We start from the raw sequence: 17,683 nt of genomic DNA, 5'->3' as shown, positions 1-17,683 counted from the left end.
AACTATGAATATTCTACCATAAGAAATAGATTGCGAGGACTTGCTATACTAAATCTATTTTCCCATTGTGTTAAGATTATAAATAGAATTGTAATCGAAAGGTGGAAAAATAATGGAGAAAACTGAACCAGTAAAATTGACTTCCCTTACAAAAAAAGGAGGCTGTGGCTGTAAAATCGGACCTGCAGATTTGGCGGAGGTATTACGTAGCCTACCAGTTGCGACTCCCAATCCTAATTTGCTCGTTGGTCTCGATACGAGCGATGACGCGGGTGTTTATAAACTGACTGATGAAATAGCCATGGTACAGACGCTCGACTTTTTCACGCCAATTGTCGACGATCCTTACGATTTCGGTCAAATTGCTGCAACAAATGCAATCAGTGACATCTACGCAATGGGTGGAACTCCAATTACAGCGCTAAACATCGTTGCTTTTCCAATCGCTACGCTGGATAAAAAAATCCTGACAGAGATCCTTCGTGGTTCCGGTGATAAATTAAAAGAAGCAGGAGTTACACTCGTCGGCGGACATTCAATAGATGATCAAGAACCAAAATTCGGTCTTGCCGTAACCGGAATCGTTCATCCCGATAAAGTACGAACAAATGCCGGTGCACAACCAGGTGATAAATTACTTTTAACAAAACCAATCGGTGTCGGGATTTACACAACTTCATTGAAAAATGGTTTATTATCGGAAGATGAAATTGTCTATGTTACAAAAATTATGACCACACTTAATAAAACGGCGGCAGAAACAATGGCGACATACGATGTCCATGCTGCCACAGATGTAACTGGCTTCGGACTACTTGGACATGCATCTGAAATAGCGAAAGCAAGCGACGTGGGTATACGAATCTTTGCAGACCAAGTACCAACACTCCCCCGCACAAAAGAACTGGCGGAAGCTGGAAAAGTACCTGGCGGAACAAAGAACAATTTCGCCCACGTAGCGGATGTTGTCACGTACTCGGAAACAATGGACCAATTCGACCGTTGGATTTTATGTGATGCAGTTACTTCTGGTGGACTGCTCATAGCACTCCCTGGAGACCAGGCGAGTCAACTGTTGGATGAACTTCAACAAAAAGGCGTAGACGCACGGGTAATCGGCGTAGTAACAGAAGATAATAAAGGACGGATCACTGTCATTTGATAAAATGTAAATTTTGGTTAGAAGGTGTATTGAATGTTTCGAGATCTGATGTTGGAAGATATATTTACATTGCAAGAAAAAGGCCCACATACATTCATTGATGTCCGTTCTCCTAAAGAGTTTAATGAGGCGACGATTCCTGGAAGCATTAACATTCCTGTCTTTGATGATGAGGAACGCGCGGAAATCGGAACTCTTTATAAACACAATGGACAAGAAGTTGCCATGGAAAGAGGGCTTGAAGTCTTTTCAGAGAAATTGCCGGATTTTATTCGTGCTTTCAAACTTATTAAAACGCCTATGACGGTATTCTGTTGGCGTGGCGGCATGCGCAGTAAGACAGCGGCTACTGTCCTTGATTTAATGGGCATTCATACCACTCGACTAAGTGGAGGGATCCGTTCGTATCGCCAATGGATCGTTCATGAATTGGAAAAGGAGAACTTTCCGCCAAACTTCATTGTATTGAATGGCTATACGGGTACTGGTAAAACAGAGATTTTGAAGCGTCTAGCGAACAATGGCTATCCAGTCATCGATTTCGAACACATTGCTGGTCATCGCGGTTCTATTTTCGGACAAATAGGACTTGAGCCAAGCAATCAAAAAAAATTCGACTCATTATTAGTCCGTGAATTAGAACGTTTTAAAACTGAGCAGTATGTTTTCATAGAAGGTGAGAGCAGAAGGATTGGGAAAGTAAGTTTACCGCAATTTATTTATGAGAAAAAGGAAATTGGGATACAAATTGTCATTCACCTCCCTCTTGAGGAACGGGTCAAAATTGTTTTAGCAGACTATGAACCGTGGAACAACCCGGAACGTTTCAAGGAGGCTTTTCAATTAATTAAAAAACGATTACATACCCCCATTGCCAAGGAGATTGAAACGCATTTGGAAAATGGTGAGTTTGCATGGGTAGTCGAGTTGCTACTTGAACACTATTACGATCCAAGGTATAAACATTCTGGTTATCAAAATACTGACATACAGAAAGTAGATATCGATGCGAAAAATATAGAAGACGCATTTCAAAAAGTTCTTCATACAATCGAGCGAGAGCAATTGCGCCTAGGTGTAATTGCGTCCGAATTTTGAATTGCGCTTGTTTCCGTAGGACGAGGCGATTTTAGTCTGAATTCTCCTAATCAGTAGGGATTTCTGCTGATTCAAGTTAACATTGCCTCTTTATCGAGAAAATGAACTGCCTGAACAATCTACCTTATCGTTGACTGTTCAGGCAGTTTTTCATTGTTGAGATATGCCGAATCACAGAATTCTCTTTAACGTTTAATTAATTTTTATCATACCCGTATAATTTTACTGACTTTTCCGTTAATAAAAGTTAATATAGAAGGAGAATCCTATTTTCCGAATTGCCTGCGTCTCATTTCTAAGTTTTTTATATACCTTCTAATTGAGAATGGATATATGTAATTCTCCCCCTCTTCATTCAGTAAAAGTACATACGAAGCTACTTACGACTTGAGGATATGCAGCCTTTATAAAAGAATTAATTTTAGTAGATGTTATTAGTAGATATATTGTTTCTTTTTTAGTATGATTATCATGTAGGAATTAAAACAATCTAGGGAGTGAGAATCTATGACAGAAAAAGACAATAATAAAAAATTAACAACTGCTGCTGGTGCTCCAGTTGTGGATAATCAAAACTCAATGACTGCTGGGCCTAGAGGGCCAATACTATTACAAGATGTTTGGCTATTGGAGAAGCTCGCGCATTTTGATCGCGAGGTTATTCCTGAACGGCGTATGCATGCAAAAGGATCTGCTGCGTATGGTTCATTTACCGTAACACATGATATTTCACAATATACAAAAGCAAAAATCTTCTCTGAAATTGGTAAGAAAACAGATATGTTCGTTCGTTTCTCAACAGTAGCCGGTGAACGTGGTGGTGCTGACGCAGAACGCGATATTCGCGGATTTTCAATGAGATATTATACAGAAGAAGGTAACTGGGACCTTGTCGGAAATAACACACCTGTGTTCTTCTTTAGAGACCCAATGCAATTCCCAGACTTGAACCATGCTGTTAAGCGTGATCCACGTACAAATATGCGTAGCGCCAATAACAACTGGGACTTCTGGACATCACTACCTGAGGCACTTCACCAAGTAACAATTGTTATGAGTGACCGCGGACTTCCAAATTCGTACAGAAATATGCATGGTTTCGGAAGCCATACCTTTAGTATGATCAACGCTGACAACGAACGTGTTTGGGTGAAATTCCATATGCGTTCACAGCAAGGCATTGAAAACTTGACTGACCAAGAAGCCGAGGCAGTTGTTGGGAAAGACCGTGAAAGCCATCAACGCGATCTATATGACAATATCGAAAATGGGAACTTCCCGAAATGGAAAATGTACATCCAAGTAATGACAGAAGAACAAGCCAACAATATGCCTTACAACCCGTTTGATTTGACAAAAGTATGGTATAAAAAAGACTTCCCTCTTATTGAAGTTGGCGAATGGGAATTAAACCGAAATCCTGATAACTATTTTGCAGAAGTAGAGCAAGCTGCTTTTACACCCGCAAACGTTGTACCAGGTATCAGTTTCTCTCCGGACAAAATGCTACAAGGTCGTCTCTTCTCCTATGGAGATGCACAGCGTTACCGTTTAGGCGTGAACCATCACCAAATTCCGGTCAACCAACCGAAATGCCCAGTTCATAGTTTCCACCGTGACGGCGCGATGAGAGTCGATGGCAATATGGGTAGCACACTTCATTATGAGCCGAACAGCTATGGTGAGTGGAAAGAACAACCAAAATATAAAGATCCAGCACTAGATCTTTTCGGTGCAGCAGACCAATGGAATTTCAGAGAAGATGACGATAATTACTTTGAGCAACCAGGTAAACTCTTCAACTTAATGAGCATAGAACAACAACAAGTTTTGTTCGAAAATACGGGTCGTAATATGAATGGCGTTGAGAAACATATTCAGCTTCGTCATATTGTTCACTGTTACAAAGCGGACCCTGCTTATGGTCAAGGTGTAGCAGATGCACTTGGTGTTTCTTGGCACGAGGTGGAAGCAGCTGTTGGTTCTGAAGATTAATTATTGAAGCAAATAAGGAGTGTACTTCGCATAATAATGCGAGGAACACTCTTTTTTTATAGGCAATCCCTATCCCTACACCCTTTTAGACATTCACTATGATACTACTGACTTTTAAGTGAATCACAGGTAGAATAGAAAGTGTATTTAGAATATACAGTAGGGGGAAACTATAGATGTCTATTACTTTTATAGCAAAAGAAGAATTTTTTACGTTTCATGATCCGATGCAAGATGGAAAATTGATTGACCGCAAAACTGAAATTCGAATGGATCCGCTAACAGGAGAAACATCCCGAATCATTTTCGACCCAGGTGCATCCTTTACGTCAATAGATTATTCTGAGCTCGCAACACAAACCGCGGGTAGTAAATGTCCATTCTGCATTGAAAACGTACACACAGTCACACCTAAATTCCCGAATGATTTAACCGAAGACGGCAGGATAATTCAAGGAGAAGCCGTCGTTTTTCCAAACCTCTTCCCTTACAGCAAGCATAATGCGGTGGTCCGAATGTGTGATCAGCATTACGTTAAACTCGATGAATTCACAACACCAATGATTGCCAACTCCTTTTCTGCCGCACATAACTATTTGAATAAAGTTATTGCCCAGGATCCGGAAACTGCATATGCATCCATCAACTGGAACTACTTACCCCCTTCAGGCGGTAGCATTTTACACCCACATATTCATGTGCTGGCCTCTGAGATGCCGACCAACTATCAATTGATAACATTAGCAAGCAGCGAGCAATTTCACACAGAAACAGGAAGAAACTATTATGATACATTAATAGAAAGTGAGCAAGATATTGGTGAACGTTTTATCGCGACGGTGGGTTCCATCGACTGGGTTCATGCATTCGCACCTAAAAGTCATATTGATTTCATTGGAGTTTTAGGTGTTTCTTCGTTAGGTGAATTAACGGATACCAACTGGCAGGATCTCGCAGAAAGTCTCACGGGCTTTTTCAATTACTTTGAATCAATCGGTATCGCAAGCTTTAACCTCGCCTTGTTTATCCCTGTAAGTAAGAATTCATCTGACCGTGTTCACGTTCGAATTGTTCCCCGATTGACTATGGGCGCACTCCAAACAAGTGATATGAACGTATTCAATTTCTTGCACGGAGAACCGCTAAGTTTAAAAGTACCTGAAGAAATCACAAAAGAAATAGCTGTGTATTTCAGTAAATAATTTGTACAAGTTCTCAAATAATTTCGGGATAAATAGGTTCCTGTAATTTAAAAATCCTCTCATGTCATAATAGACACGAGAGGATTTTCATTTTTGCATACTTGTATTATTTATCACCCTGACACTTACGTGGTTTGACCATTCTAAGATAGCTTGAAATTTCTTGTTTAATTAAATGCTGGCAATGTAACAAGAATCATCAGTGTAAACAGGATAGCTACATAATTCACCGAACACATGAACATCAGATGTGCCCACTTCATATCGTTTTTCGTGAAAAATCCGGCGATAGTCGCAATTAACCACCCAATGTTCATCAACGAGGCAATAATAACAAATACTGTACCAAGCGATCCTAAAAAGAATGGTAATGGCAGTAAGCATGCGACATAGATAACCATTTGCCGCTTTGTAAAATTAAACCCGTGAACGACTGGAAGCATCGCCACTTTTGCCAAACTGTATTCTTCCACTTTCTTCATGGCAATAGCAAACGTATGCGGCATTTGCCAAATGAATAGGATAAGCGTCAGTACGATTGGCACGATATGATAACCAGGTGCAATTGCAGCCCATCCAATTAAAGGTGTCACCGCACCTGATACACTGCCAATGACTGTATTTAGCGTATATCTACGTTTTGACCACATTGTGTACAAAATAACATACGTAAACCATCCAATAAATGCGTAGACAGCCGCTTCAATTGTTGTAAAAGCTAGAAGTACTAAACCTACTACAGATAATATGATTCCTAATCTAAAGACAAACTTAAGTGTAAAGTTTCCAGTAACTGTCGGACGGTTTTTGGTCCGCTCCATCACTGTATCAATATCGACGTCGTACCAGTTATTCAAGATAAGTGCCCCAGCCATAACAAGTGTACTGCCTGAAATCGTCAACAAAAATACATCCCAGTTTGCTAAAAAAGTTCCATTCGTAAAATAGAGTGCTAACCAAAATCCAGTAAGGACAGGTAGCACATTAGAGATTAAGACTATCGCCTTAAATAAAGATTTAAGATCTGCGAATAGCGTAGAAAGATTTTTTTCTTTCGAAACAGTTTTTTCATTAACCTTCTCCCAAGAAGGATCCATTACTTTAGTCATCAATTCGTCTCTCCTCAAAAAAGCCAGGTGCTTTTCCAATTTGGTGGATTCCCAATTCGTTCAGTGGCTGGCATACTTAACTCCATTTTACTCTTAGTTTTCAAGTAAGACAAAGGAAAGCTTTGTGACATTTTCAAAACTACGAGAAAAAAGAATTGGAAACATCAATATGATGTTTCCAATTCAATAAAATTAGTTACGTTTTATTATTTTCCTTCTATAAACTTCAACTGATCCAATTGAATTAAACCTTCAATATCGCTACTAGGGATATATCCTGCTTCCTTACTGATATCAGCCATTTCCTGAATTACTTCGTCATTGACTGAAGTAGTTACTTTTAGGCGCTTAAATGCGACTTCGAGTTCAGCTTTGTTAATCTCTTTTCCCGTTAATTCTTTGATGTGTTTAATGACAAGATTTTGACTTTCTTCAGGATTTTGCTCAATAAACTCAACTGCTTTTACATGAGCTGTTAAGTAGGCTTTCACCAACTTGTCATTCTCCAAAAAATTCTTACTTGCGGCGACAACAGTATTTGGTGATTCTTTCCCCCATGCGAATGATTCCCAGTCCAATAAAAGCTTACCATTTGCCTGTGTTTCCAAAATATAGCCCCAGGGTTCTGGTATTGCAGCTGCATCTAGAGACTTTTGAATAAATAGTGTTGCTGTATCGGCTGGTGCTGCCGCAAACATTTCGACTGTTCCTCCATTTGCTGTCGGCTTCAGACCCACATCTTTTAGTGCTTTACGCAACATGATATCTTGAGTACCCCCAATTCCAGGTATCGCAACTCTCTTCCTATCCAAATCAGCAAGCTCATTAACGTTACTATCTTCACTAGCAATAAGGACTGCACCACCATTTACAGCGCCTGAAATTATATGATAGTTAGGGTCTCTTACGTAAAAGTTCAGTACAGGACCTGGTCCTACTGTTCCCACATCAATGGATTTAGTAGCCATCGCTTCCATGAACAGTCCGCCGTTACTGACGGTCTTTGTGTTGATTGTAATATCTTCCCCAAACGCTTCAGTGAAATAACCTTCCTCCAGCGCAACGATTGTAGCCATGTGCGTTAAGTTCGGGAAATATCCAATGTTCACGACTTTACTGCCTGGTGCTCCTTGTTCTGCTTTAGCGCATGCAGCACAAATACTCAATATAACTAAGGAAATAAGCGCAAGTACGAAAAATTTACGTTTCATCCTTTTCTCTCCCCATCTGTTTCTATAAATAACCTCTTAACTTATTCCCCATTTATTCTGCACACTGCTCTCCAGTCGAAAAAAACTAGATTATCTACGTTTGTATCGATGCCGCCAATAATGATCATTACCTATTACATGTGTTGATTAACCTAAGCTAACCAGTAAATGATTGCTTACTTTTGTGATAAAACACTAGATACCCTATGTACAGGTGCTTTCGGATCAGTTTGGACTAAACGACTACTGCACCATTAACGAACGCAGTAGGATTATAAACATCATTATGATGTTTATAATCCTACTAAATCAGTAACGCTTTACATTTTATTATTTTGCTTCTATTGACTTCAACTGTTTCAATTGAATTAAACCGTCAATATCATTACTAGTAACATACCCTGCCTCTTTACTAATATCAGCCATCTCCTGAATAACTTCTTCATTGACAGACGTGGTTACTTTCAGGCGCTTAAATGCGGCTGCGAGCTCAGTTTTATCAATCTCTTTTCCTGTTAATTCTTTGATGTGCTTTATAACTAGATCCTGACTTTCTTCAGGATTTTGCTCAATAAACTCTACTGCTTTTACATGTGCTGTTAAATAGGCCTTCACTAATGTTTCATTTTCCAAAAATTTCTTACTTGCTGCAACCACGGTATTTGTCGATTCTTTCCCCCAAGCGAATGATTCCCAATCTAACAACAATTGACCGTTCGCCTGCGTTTCCAAAATGTAGCCCCATGGTTCCTGGGTTGCTGCAGCATCCACAGACTTTTGAATAAAGAGCGTTGCTGTATCAGCTGGTGCTGCAGCAAACATTTCGACTGTGCCACCATTTGACGTCGGCTTCAGACCCACATCTTTTAGTGCTTTACGTAACATTACATCTTGGGTACTTCCTATTACAGGAATCGCAACTTTCTTCCCGTCTAAATCAGCAAGTTCTTTAATATTACTATGTTCACTCGCGACGAGGACGGCTCCCCCGTTTACAGCGCCTGAAATAATATGATAGTTGGGATCTTTTACGTAGAAGTTCAGTAATGGACCGGGTCCTACTGTTCCTACATCAATGGATTTAGTCACCATCGCCTCCATAAACAAGCCGCCGTTACTGACGGTTTTTGTGTTGATTTTAATATCTTCTCCAAATGCTTCAGTGAAATAATCTTTTTCTAGCGCCACAATTGTAGCGATATGCGTTAAATTAGGGAAATAACCAATGTTCACTTCTTTACTGTCTTGTGCTCCTTTTTCTGTCTTTCCACAGCCAGATACAATTGCCAATACAGCTAAAGAAATAAGCCCAAGTAAGAACAAATTACGTTTCATTCCGTTCTCTCCCCTTTTTTATCTATTATCTATTCTTCAACGCCCAGACACTTGGTCTGCACGATTCGGGTCATCAGTGGGGAGGGATTGAACTTCCCCCTCCTTGTTGTGCCATGAATATCACGTATTTAGACTACCATCCTTCAAAGTCATTCCTGCTTATGCCTGTCACGTCGTAGCATGCTGTTTCCGCTTTTCCCTTAACTAATTCCCCATTTTTTCTGCACACTGCGCTCCAATCGTAAAAAGACAAGATTATCCATGATTGTACCGATAACACCAATGATGATCATTACCGAGATAACCAAATCCATTTGTCCGAGTGATCTTCCCATTTCCAAGAGATACCCAAGCCCTCCTCCACCACCAAGAAGTTCCCCTGCCATTAACGCGCGCCAGGAAAATGCCCAGGCGATTCGTAATCCAGATATGAGTTGCGGGACAGATGCTGGCATAATAACTGTTCGCAAAAAGTGAAAACCGCTAGAACCTAATGTTTTAGCTACTTGTTGATAAAGCCTTGGCACATTTTTAAAACCACTTGTCGCATTGATTGTCATTGTCCAAGTCGCACCGATTGTTACAATAAAAAGAATAGAGAAATCATTCAAACCGAACCAAATGATTGCAAGTGGGAACCAAACAATACTCGGAATCGATTGCAATGCTGTGACAAGAAATCCAAGTGTGTCTTCCACTAACTCAGAACGCCATATGAGGTAGCCTAAAAAAAGACCAAGGATTGTCGCAATTGTAAATCCTATTAATAGACGACTCATGCTAGTAAGGATTGCAGTCATTATTTGACCACTCAAAATACCTGTGTAAAGTGTATGCAATACTTGGCTGAGACTCGGAAACATGAAATCGGGTAAGCTTGATAATCTAGATGTGACTTCCCATATCGCCGCTAGAATCCCGATGAAGAGGGTTCGTCTTAAAAATGTAGTCATCCCCCATTTCCTCCTTTAACACTTTCTCAATTTCACCTTGCAGTGATGCCAATATCTGTTTTTCCAAATGAAAGGTTACATCATTTGGCATAACGCCGTCTTTCATTGTTTTTGAAGAATAAATCTCTTTTATTCTTCCAGGACGTGTTTCAAATACAATAATCTTTTCGGATAAAAGGACAGCTTCCCGAATGTTATGCGTAACGAAAAAGATTGTCACCTTCGTTTTTTGCCAAATTTCCAGAAGTTCATTATGTAACACCATTCTGGTCTGCTCATCCAGTGCCGCAAATGGCTCATCCATCAGTAAAATTGCGGGCTCCATAACAAGTGCACGTGCGATAGCAACACGTTGTTTCATACCTCCGGACAGCTGATGTGGATAGGCGTCGATAAAATTACTTAGATGGACCATTTTCAACATTTCTCTGGCTTTGTCCTCTGCCTCTTTTTTTGGCAGACCCTTTAAACGTAAGCCATACGTGACATTATCAAGAACCGTTAACCATGGAAATAATCCATCCTGTTGGAATACAACGACACGATCTGGTCCGGGATCTGTCACTACTTTTCCAGCAATCCGAATTTCCCCTTGATCAGCCTTTTCAAGACCAGCAATCAGATAGAGCAATGTCGACTTCCCGCAACCGGAAGGACCAACAATTGAAACAAACTGTCCTTTTTCCACGTCTAACGAGATATTATCCAGCACTTTGACATGACCATTTTCTTTGTGCGGAAAGCTTTTCACAATGCCGTCTATTGTTAAATACATTCAAATACCCCTTCCCTAAAATTCCCTACAAGTAAATCTATATAGGTTGAAATAAAGAATTCCTTTTAAGGCCACTTCGTTTAGTTTATATAGGTTTTCATATGTTCAACTAATTTAGTAGCAATATTTATTATTCACGCACTCCGTAAATTGAAGATTTGGTATTAAAATCCGAACAGATCGCTCGATAAATAGCGTTCACCGGAATCTGGTGCAATACAGACGACCGTATCATTTGGAGTCAATCGTCTTGCAACAGTCAAAGCCGCGTATACGGCGGCGCCTCCCGAAGGGCCAATAAGAATCCCTTCATTCGCAGCTAAAGACCGTACTGTCTCGTAAGCTTCATCGTCTTGTATCATAAATATTTCATCATAGACGTTCGTATTCAAAACGGAAGGAATAAAACCTGGACTTGTTCCAACAAGCTTATGCTTACCAGGCTCTCCGCCCGATAAGACAGGTGATCCGGCGGGCTCAACAACATGAACCGTTATTCTAGCATCAAGTTCTTTAAGTGCTTCTCCGGTACCTGTCACTGTCCCTCCCGTTCCTGATGTACAAACAAAAGCATTAAGCTTTCTTCCAATGGACTTCATCGCTTCACTAATTTCAACAGCCGTTGTTGTCCGATGAATATCCGGATTTGCAGAGTTTTCAAATTGCATGGGGATAAAACTGTTTTCAATTTGTGCAGCTAATTCATTTGCTTTGGCGATTGCACCTGGCATTCTTTCCTCACTTGGAGTTAGAACGACCTCCGCACCATATGCTTTCATTAAATTAATGCGTTCAATCGTTGCATTATCCGGCATGACGAAAATCGCTCCATAACCTCTTGCCGCGGCATTCATTGCCAATCCTATTCCTGTATTGCCTGATGTCGGTTCAATAATCGTTGCCGCCGCAACCAATTCCCCACTTTTTTCTGCTTCGTCAATCATATTGTAAGCAGCTCGGTCTTTTACGCTCCCGCTTGGATTAAAATATTCAAGTTTCACATAGACAGCTGCTCCTTCTGAATCTGGCAGTCTATTCAATCTCACAAGCGGAGTATTTCCAATCAATTCAGCTATATTGTTTACGACGCGCATATCTGTCATCCTCCCAGTTACATTTAGGACATGTTTTGATATCCACTTATTAATTCTAGAAAGGCATTTTGCATGTTGTTAGATTGCCTGTACGTGTCATTCGTGATTGCTTTAAGTAATTTCGTTTTTATTGTTTGATCAAAGATAGAATGCTTAACTTTTTCTCTCGACAGCGTTAGAAATTCAAGATAATCGCCATAAGTATCGTCGTAAATTACGGCAAGTTCATCACGAATGCTTTTGGAAAGTGTCGGACTTCCGCCGCCCGTTGCAACACTTATCGTTAGGTCACCCCTTGTCAGCTTTGCAGGGACATGAAAGGTGCTTAACTCCGGATTATCAACGATATTGACCAGTTGATGCTTGCCAGCAGACGATGCAACGAATGTGTTCACGATTTCACTATTTGTGGCTGCAATAACAATCAATGCGGAATCAAGATCAACCGGTTCAAACAATTTATTTTTCCAGGAAATCTTGTTCTCAATAAAGAGTTGTTCTATTTTCGAATGAATCACCGGACTAATCACAGTTATATAAGCACCTGCCTGTAGCAAGCCGGTAATTTTTCTGTAGGCAATCAGACCACCACCAACTACTACTACAGCTTTGCCTTCGATGTTCAACATAATCGGGTAGGATTTCATTGTTTTATCCACCTGCCGCTGTAAAGTTATTCTGGAAAAGACCGTAAAATCAGCGGTCCTACTTAGCTTTTTTATATTATTAGAAAGTATAAGTTTTTCACTTGGAGCATTGTCTAGACTCCAGCGCCTAGACCTTCGAGTCGCTTCAGTCCTTAAGTTAAAGGCAAAGTACGCCTTTATCTTTAGGCCCTCCAGTGCTTTTCGGGTCTACCTAGGCGCTTGCGCTTTTCTTATTGTCTAGACTCCAGCACCTAGTCCCTCGAGTCGCTTCAGTCCTTAAGTTAAAGGCAAAGTACGCCTTTATCTTTAGGCCTCCAGCGCTTTTCGGGTCTACCTAGGCGCTTGCACTTTTCTTATTAATCGTGAAAGTCCAATCCAGATTGGACTGCTTTCACATGTCCTGCACGGATAACAAAATCTCCAAAATGCTCGCCTTCTTGTCTTTCCTTCGCGTATTGGAAAAATAGTGGTCTAAGTAGTGCTAGAATCTCTTCTTCTCCAATGTTTTCTCGGTATAATTTGTTCAGTCGATCTCCAACAAAGCCAGCCCCTAGATACATATTATATTTTCCAGGAGATTTACCGATAAAGGCTATTTCCCCTAAAGAAGGACGAGAACAACCGTTCGGACACCCTGAAATACGTATGATAATCTCTTTTTCACGCAATCCCGCTTCATCCAAAATCAGTTCCATCTTATCCAACAGCGAAGGAAGATAACGTTCAGCTTCAGCCATCGCTAGTCCGCAAGTTGGAAAAGCAACACAAGCCATTGAACTTCGACGTAATGCAGAATGATGCTGTCCATCAGTCAATCCATGCTGTTCAATCAATTCGACGATTTTTTTCTTATTTTGACTCGAAACATTGCTGATAATCAGGTTTTGGTTTGGGCTAAGGCGGAAATCTCCTGTGTGAATCTTGGCAATTTCGCGCAAGCCAGTCATCAGTGGATAATCATCCAAGTCTTGGATTCGACCATTTTGGATAAAGAGCGTGAAATGCCAAGTGCCATCGCTTCCTTCTATCCAGCCATAACGATCTCCATTATGTTCAAAATGATAATCACGCGCGGTTTCTAGTTCCCAGCCTAATCGCTCATTGAGTTCTTTTACGACCCATTCAAGTCCACGTGTATCAATTGTGTATTTAAAACGTGCATACTTTCGAACAGAACGATTCCCGTAATCACGTTGAATCGTAATGATTTTTTCGGCTACTTCGATAATCTGATCTGTTGTACAAAATCCAATCACCCGTGCCAACTGAGGATAGGTCTCTGTATCTCCGTGTGTCATCCCCATGCCGCCTCCGACTGCAATGTTGAATCCTACTAATTTACCTTCTTCTAAAATGGCAATTAGACCAAGATCCTGCGAAAAGACGTCAACATCATTATTAGGAGGAACTGCTACACCAATTTTAAATTTCCGTGGTAAATAGAGCGCACCATATAATGGTTCGATTTCTTCCTCTGTTTCTTGACTGTCGATTACTTTTTCACCATCAAGCCAAATTTCATGATACGCATTGGTCCGTGGCGAAAGATAATCACTTAGTTTCTGAGCCCAACCATAGACCTCGGCATGAATATCCGATTGATAAGGGTTTGGGTTACACATGACATTCCGGTTCACATCCCCACAAGCCGCTAGTGTATCCATCAATGCCGCATTAATTTCCTGAATATTTTCCTTCATATTCCACTTTAAAATCCCATGCATTTGAAATGCTTGTCGGGTAGTCAATTTCAACGTTCCATTACCAAATTTATTGGCAACACCGTCCATTGCGAGCCATTGCGCCGAGGTTGCAACGCCGCCCGGAGCGCGAACACGGACCATGAACTGGTATGCCGGCTCTAATTTTTGACGTTGTCGCTCATTGCGTAAATCCCGATCATCTTGCAGATAACTCCCATGGTGTTTCATCAATCGATTATCGTCGTCAGGTATCCCCGAACTAATCGGATATTCAAGCGTCTCCACAAGCGTTCCTCGTAAATAGTTACTCTCACTCTTAATCCGCTCAACATCACTAGGTGGACCGGGTTGTGGCGGAAGAATTATTTTTTTAGTCATGTAACTAGCTCCTCTCTCACTTGTTTCAATAGACATCACGTTGATAACGTTTCTGCTGTTGCATGTCAGCTAAATAATCAGATGCTTCCTTGGTACTCATGGCACCTTCTTTTTCAATGATTTTTTCCAAAGTAGTATGGACGTCAGCAGCCATATGCTTTTCATCACCGCAGACGTAGAGTACAGCACCCTCTTCTAGCCACTTAAAAATAGCTTGGCTGTTCTCAATCATTCTGTGTTGGACATAGACTTTATCTTTCGTATCACGGGAAAATGCAACATCCATTCTCGTCAATACACCCTCTTTGAGCCATTGTTGCCATTCAACCTGATACAGAAAGTCTGTAACGAAGTGTTGATCACCAAAGAACAACCATGTTTTCCCTTCGGCGCCAATCTCCTCGCGTTCTTCCAAGAATGATCTGAACGGAGCTATTCCAGTACCAGGTCCAATCATAATCAAAGGCGTGTTAGGATCTTCTGGTAATTTAAAGTTCGAGTTACGCTGAACATATACCGGTAAATGATCTCCTGGTTGCGCACGTACAGCACATTCATCTGAACAGACACCAACCCGATCGCGACCATGTGCCTCATAACGAACAGTTCCAATCGTGAGATGAACTTCATCTGGATTTGCTTTTGAACTACTGGCAATTGAATATAAGCGCGCGGGTATTTTACGTAATATTGCGACAAAATTACTTAGAGTGACTTCCCATGGCGCAAAATCCCGTACTAGATCCAATAGATCACGACCATAGAGATAATCCCTGCATTCTTGGTCCTTTGCTGATTCCAAGAGTTCCTTTAATTCATTGTTAGCGGTAAATTGCACTGCTTTTTGTAGTAATGGTTTCGTCAATACAGTGATTTCAAAATTAGAAATCAACGCCTCGCGCAAGGGCTTAAGCTCCCCCTGGTTATTGACCTTCACTGCTTCGCTAGCATTCCAGCCCATCTCTGCAATCAAGGTATCTACTAATTCTGTATCATTTTCTGGAAAAATGCCTAAACTGTCTCCTGGTTCAAACTCAAGGTTCGATCCTTCAAGTGATAACTCAAGATGACGTGTTTCTTTGTTTGACCCACGGCCATTTAAATTCAAATTCTCTAGGATTTCAGCTTTAAATGGATTTGTTCTAGAATACTCCAACTGTTCCGTAACACCCTTGTTGACTGGTTGTTGGACCGTTGTAGAACTGCTTCCTTGTTGCTCATTTAATGTGGCTAAAACATTCGTAAACCATTCCGCAGCAGATTCATCATAATCCAAGTCGCAATCCACACGTGGACTAAGCTGTTTTGCACCTAACTTCAGTAATCGTTCATCAAATTGTTTACCTGTCTGACAGAAAAACTCATAAGAACTATCTCCCAAAGACAGGATCGAATAGTGCAGATTATCCAATTGTGGCGCTCTTTTACCATGAAGAAATTCATAGAACGGCAATGCATTATCTGGTGGATCACCTTCACCATGTGTACTTACAATAAGTAGTAAGTTCTCAATTTTCTTAAGCGAATTCGGTTTGAATTCATTCATAGAAGCAAGCGTTACTTGGAACTCTTCTGCTTTTAAATTCTTCGTCAGTTTTTCAGCTAAAGCCTGCCCGTTACCAGTCTGAGATCCATAGAGAATTGTCACTTCTTTTGAGATGACTTCTATTTTTTTTGACGGAGCTTCCAGAACAGCCACGCTGCCTGAAGCGTTTGATTGCGTAGCTAATTGACTCGCACTCAGATAGCCGCCCAACCAGATTTGTTGTGTCTCTGTCAGTATCGGTAAAAGTTGATTTAGGAGTTCTACCTGCTCCTGATTAAAAGGACTGTTTATCACTTGAAGCGCCAAAATTTCCCACCCCGCAAAATTAGTATTTTACATATATATGCTGAACACGCGAATACTTATATAAACTAAGCTGAGGTCTCCTCAAGCGTCATAGCGAATTCAAAAGAATTCTTTATTTCAACATACACAGCTATAAAAAGAGCATTATTTTAATCTGATTTTCTCGTTTCTCTCTATTTGAACCACAACATTGTCTTGAATAACCAATGTGATAGAGCCATAATTCATCGTGCTCAGCATCTTTTTAACATTTTCAATAGTAAGTTCAAGATTTTGTTCCCGTTTCTCCATAGTCCCTTTCATCCTCTCAGACAAAATATCTTCATTTAAATAAGCTGACTGATTTGCTCTTTTTCAAGTAACTCATTCACCCGTTCTACAAGTACATCCTGGACATATTTGTGATAACCAAGATTTTCACAAAGAATAAGCTGCTGGTTATTAGTAGACTGTGTCACAATCTTTTTCTCAATGCCATTCATTAAAATACCTGTAAATAGTAAGTACGGAATAATGAAAACTTGCTTTTGAGGTGCTTCCTGTAGTTGCAGTAATGCTTCATCGAAATGAGGATCTGCTCCGTAAAGAAAACAAACAGTTACTTTATTAAAGGCGTACTTGTCAGCAAGAAGCTGTGCAATTTCATTTAAATCATGCTTAACTGCGGGATCACTACTCCCCCTGCCTACGATTAACACTTGAGCATCTTCTGCAATCACTACTTGTTGTTCAACAACTCGGTCATATAAACTATCAACAATCTTCGGATGAATGCCAAATGCTTTTCCGTATGTAAATTCGATATCGGGATACATGATTTTTCCCACTTCGATTTCAAATGGAATATCTTCATTTGCATGCGCTGCGGATAATAAAAGTATAGGTACAATGGCAATTTTAGTTGCTCCGCGTTCCACGCATTTCGTAATCCCTTCATCCACGCTTGGTGCCGCTAGTTCTAAAAAACAAATCTCTTGAATCGGAACATCGATCATTGCTTGACTGCTCTTAATAAACTGAATGGCTTCTTCGACACCTGCTTTAATTCGGCTACCGTGGCCCACATATAAAACTGCCTGCATGCTAATCCCTCCTCGTATCAAGTACGCCTCGGCGTAATAAGGTAACCTTTCTTTATTATTAAGCGGGGATTTTCACCCCTGCTGAAT

15 protein-coding genes are annotated in these 17,683 nt (G+C 40.6%); 4 read left to right on the top strand and 11 right to left on the bottom strand.

What is annotated here, in order from left to right; genetic code table 11:
- Positions 1-112: 112 nt before the first annotated feature.
- The 4 genes from selD (at position 113) to MKY15_RS18060 (ending at position 5,457) form a co-directional block, all read left to right on the top strand.
- Positions 113-1,162 carry a selenide, water dikinase SelD gene (selD, locus tag MKY15_RS18075; protein ID WP_067208986.1) on the top strand — a complete coding sequence of 350 codons (1,050 nt, stop codon included), beginning with the start codon at positions 113-115 and terminating at the stop codon, positions 1,160-1,162.
- A gap of 33 nt (positions 1,163-1,195) precedes the next feature.
- Complete coding sequence (gene mnmH, locus MKY15_RS18070; RefSeq protein ID WP_342538160.1) at positions 1,196-2,260, top strand: tRNA 2-selenouridine(34) synthase MnmH; 1,065 nt, start codon at positions 1,196-1,198, stop codon at positions 2,258-2,260.
- A 507-nt stretch (positions 2,261-2,767) separates the two neighbouring features.
- Positions 2,768-4,255: a catalase gene (locus tag MKY15_RS18065; protein WP_342538159.1), complete on the top strand. Its 1,488-nt coding sequence runs from the start codon at positions 2,768-2,770 to the stop codon at positions 4,253-4,255.
- 176 nt (positions 4,256-4,431) lie between these two features.
- Positions 4,432-5,457 carry a hypothetical protein gene (locus MKY15_RS18060; protein WP_342538158.1) on the top strand — a complete coding sequence of 342 codons (1,026 nt, stop codon included), beginning with the start codon at positions 4,432-4,434 and terminating at the stop codon, positions 5,455-5,457.
- Between the two features lie 167 nt (positions 5,458-5,624).
- Here the strand turns inward: MKY15_RS18060 and cyoE are convergent, their stop codons facing one another.
- The 11 genes from cyoE to MKY15_RS18005 form a co-directional block, all read right to left on the bottom strand.
- Positions 5,625-6,566 carry a heme o synthase gene (gene cyoE, locus MKY15_RS18055; protein ID WP_067208977.1) on the bottom strand — a complete coding sequence of 314 codons (942 nt, stop codon included), beginning with the start codon at positions 6,564-6,566 and terminating at the stop codon, positions 5,625-5,627.
- 206 nt (positions 6,567-6,772) lie between these two features.
- Positions 6,773-7,777 carry an aliphatic sulfonate ABC transporter substrate-binding protein gene (locus MKY15_RS18050; protein WP_342538157.1) on the bottom strand — a complete coding sequence of 335 codons (1,005 nt, stop codon included), beginning with the start codon at positions 7,775-7,777 and terminating at the stop codon, positions 6,773-6,775.
- Between the two features lie 330 nt (positions 7,778-8,107).
- On the bottom strand, positions 8,108-9,112 hold the full coding sequence (locus MKY15_RS18045) for an ABC transporter substrate-binding protein (RefSeq protein WP_342538156.1): 1,005 nt from the start codon (positions 9,110-9,112) through the stop codon (positions 8,108-8,110).
- 200 nt (positions 9,113-9,312) lie between these two features.
- Positions 9,313-10,065: an ABC transporter permease gene (locus MKY15_RS18040; protein WP_067208970.1), complete on the bottom strand. Its 753-nt coding sequence runs from the start codon at positions 10,063-10,065 to the stop codon at positions 9,313-9,315.
- Positions 9,998-10,840 (bottom strand): ABC transporter ATP-binding protein, encoded by an 843-nt coding sequence (locus tag MKY15_RS18035; RefSeq protein ID WP_067208968.1) that lies wholly within the window; start codon positions 10,838-10,840, stop codon positions 9,998-10,000. The genes MKY15_RS18040 and MKY15_RS18035 overlap by 68 nt, the downstream gene beginning before the upstream one ends.
- Before the next feature lie 164 nt (positions 10,841-11,004).
- Entirely contained in the window at positions 11,005-11,934 is a 930-nt protein-coding gene (gene cysK / locus MKY15_RS18030) for a cysteine synthase A (protein ID WP_338652445.1), read from the bottom strand.
- Between the two features lie 23 nt (positions 11,935-11,957).
- Complete coding sequence (locus MKY15_RS18025) at positions 11,958-12,581, bottom strand: NAD(P)-dependent oxidoreductase (RefSeq protein ID WP_187047705.1); 624 nt, start codon at positions 12,579-12,581, stop codon at positions 11,958-11,960.
- A 356-nt stretch (positions 12,582-12,937) separates the two neighbouring features.
- A complete protein-coding gene (gene cysI / locus MKY15_RS18020) occupies positions 12,938-14,662 on the bottom strand; it encodes an assimilatory sulfite reductase (NADPH) hemoprotein subunit (protein WP_338652448.1) in 1,725 nt (574 codons plus the stop codon).
- A gap of 25 nt (positions 14,663-14,687) precedes the next feature.
- Positions 14,688-16,514, bottom strand: a complete 1,827-nt coding sequence (locus MKY15_RS18015; protein WP_340742058.1) for an assimilatory sulfite reductase (NADPH) flavoprotein subunit — start codon at positions 16,512-16,514, stop codon at positions 14,688-14,690.
- Between the two features lie 144 nt (positions 16,515-16,658).
- Complete coding sequence (locus MKY15_RS18010; protein WP_082786557.1) at positions 16,659-16,805, bottom strand: YezD family protein; 147 nt, start codon at positions 16,803-16,805, stop codon at positions 16,659-16,661.
- Positions 16,806-16,840: 35 nt separating this feature from the next.
- Complete coding sequence (locus MKY15_RS18005) at positions 16,841-17,596, bottom strand: sirohydrochlorin chelatase (protein WP_340742057.1); 756 nt, start codon at positions 17,594-17,596, stop codon at positions 16,841-16,843.
- Positions 17,597-17,683: the final 87 nt, after the last annotated feature.

Source organism: Sporosarcina sp. FSL K6-1540 (assembly GCF_038620285.1).
Lineage (GTDB): Bacteria > Bacillota > Bacilli > Bacillales_A > Planococcaceae > Sporosarcina > Sporosarcina psychrophila.
Note: the sequence above shows the minus strand (reverse complement) of the source record. Positions and strands in the feature narration are given on the sequence as shown.

Excerpts from the sequence above, each read along its gene's own strand:
- selD (WP_067208986.1), top strand. The coding sequence starts at position 113 with ATGGAGAAAACTGAACCAGTAAAATTGACTTCCCTTACAAAAAAAGGA.
- mnmH (WP_342538160.1), top strand. The coding sequence starts at position 1,196 with ATGTTTCGAGATCTGATGTTGGAAGATATATTTACATTGCAAGAAAAA.
- MKY15_RS18065 (WP_342538159.1), top strand. The coding sequence starts at position 2,768 with ATGACAGAAAAAGACAATAATAAAAAATTAACAACTGCTGCTGGTGCT.
- MKY15_RS18060 (WP_342538158.1), top strand. The coding sequence starts at position 4,432 with ATGTCTATTACTTTTATAGCAAAAGAAGAATTTTTTACGTTTCATGAT.
- cyoE (WP_067208977.1), bottom strand. The coding sequence starts at position 6,566 with ATGACTAAAGTAATGGATCCTTCTTGGGAGAAGGTTAATGAAAAAACT.
- MKY15_RS18050 (WP_342538157.1), bottom strand. The coding sequence starts at position 7,777 with ATGAAACGTAAATTTTTCGTACTTGCGCTTATTTCCTTAGTTATATTG.
- MKY15_RS18045 (WP_342538156.1), bottom strand. The coding sequence starts at position 9,112 with ATGAAACGTAATTTGTTCTTACTTGGGCTTATTTCTTTAGCTGTATTG.
- MKY15_RS18040 (WP_067208970.1), bottom strand. The coding sequence starts at position 10,065 with ATGACTACATTTTTAAGACGAACCCTCTTCATCGGGATTCTAGCGGCG.
- MKY15_RS18035 (WP_067208968.1), bottom strand. The coding sequence starts at position 10,840 with ATGTATTTAACAATAGACGGCATTGTGAAAAGCTTTCCGCACAAAGAA.
- cysK (WP_338652445.1), bottom strand. The coding sequence starts at position 11,934 with ATGCGCGTCGTAAACAATATAGCTGAATTGATTGGAAATACTCCGCTT.
- MKY15_RS18025 (WP_187047705.1), bottom strand. The coding sequence starts at position 12,581 with ATGAAATCCTACCCGATTATGTTGAACATCGAAGGCAAAGCTGTAGTA.
- cysI (WP_338652448.1), bottom strand. The coding sequence starts at position 14,662 with ATGACTAAAAAAATAATTCTTCCGCCACAACCCGGTCCACCTAGTGAT.
- MKY15_RS18010 (WP_082786557.1), bottom strand. The coding sequence starts at position 16,805 with ATGGAGAAACGGGAACAAAATCTTGAACTTACTATTGAAAATGTTAAA.
- MKY15_RS18005 (WP_340742057.1), bottom strand. The coding sequence starts at position 17,596 with ATGCAGGCAGTTTTATATGTGGGCCACGGTAGCCGAATTAAAGCAGGT.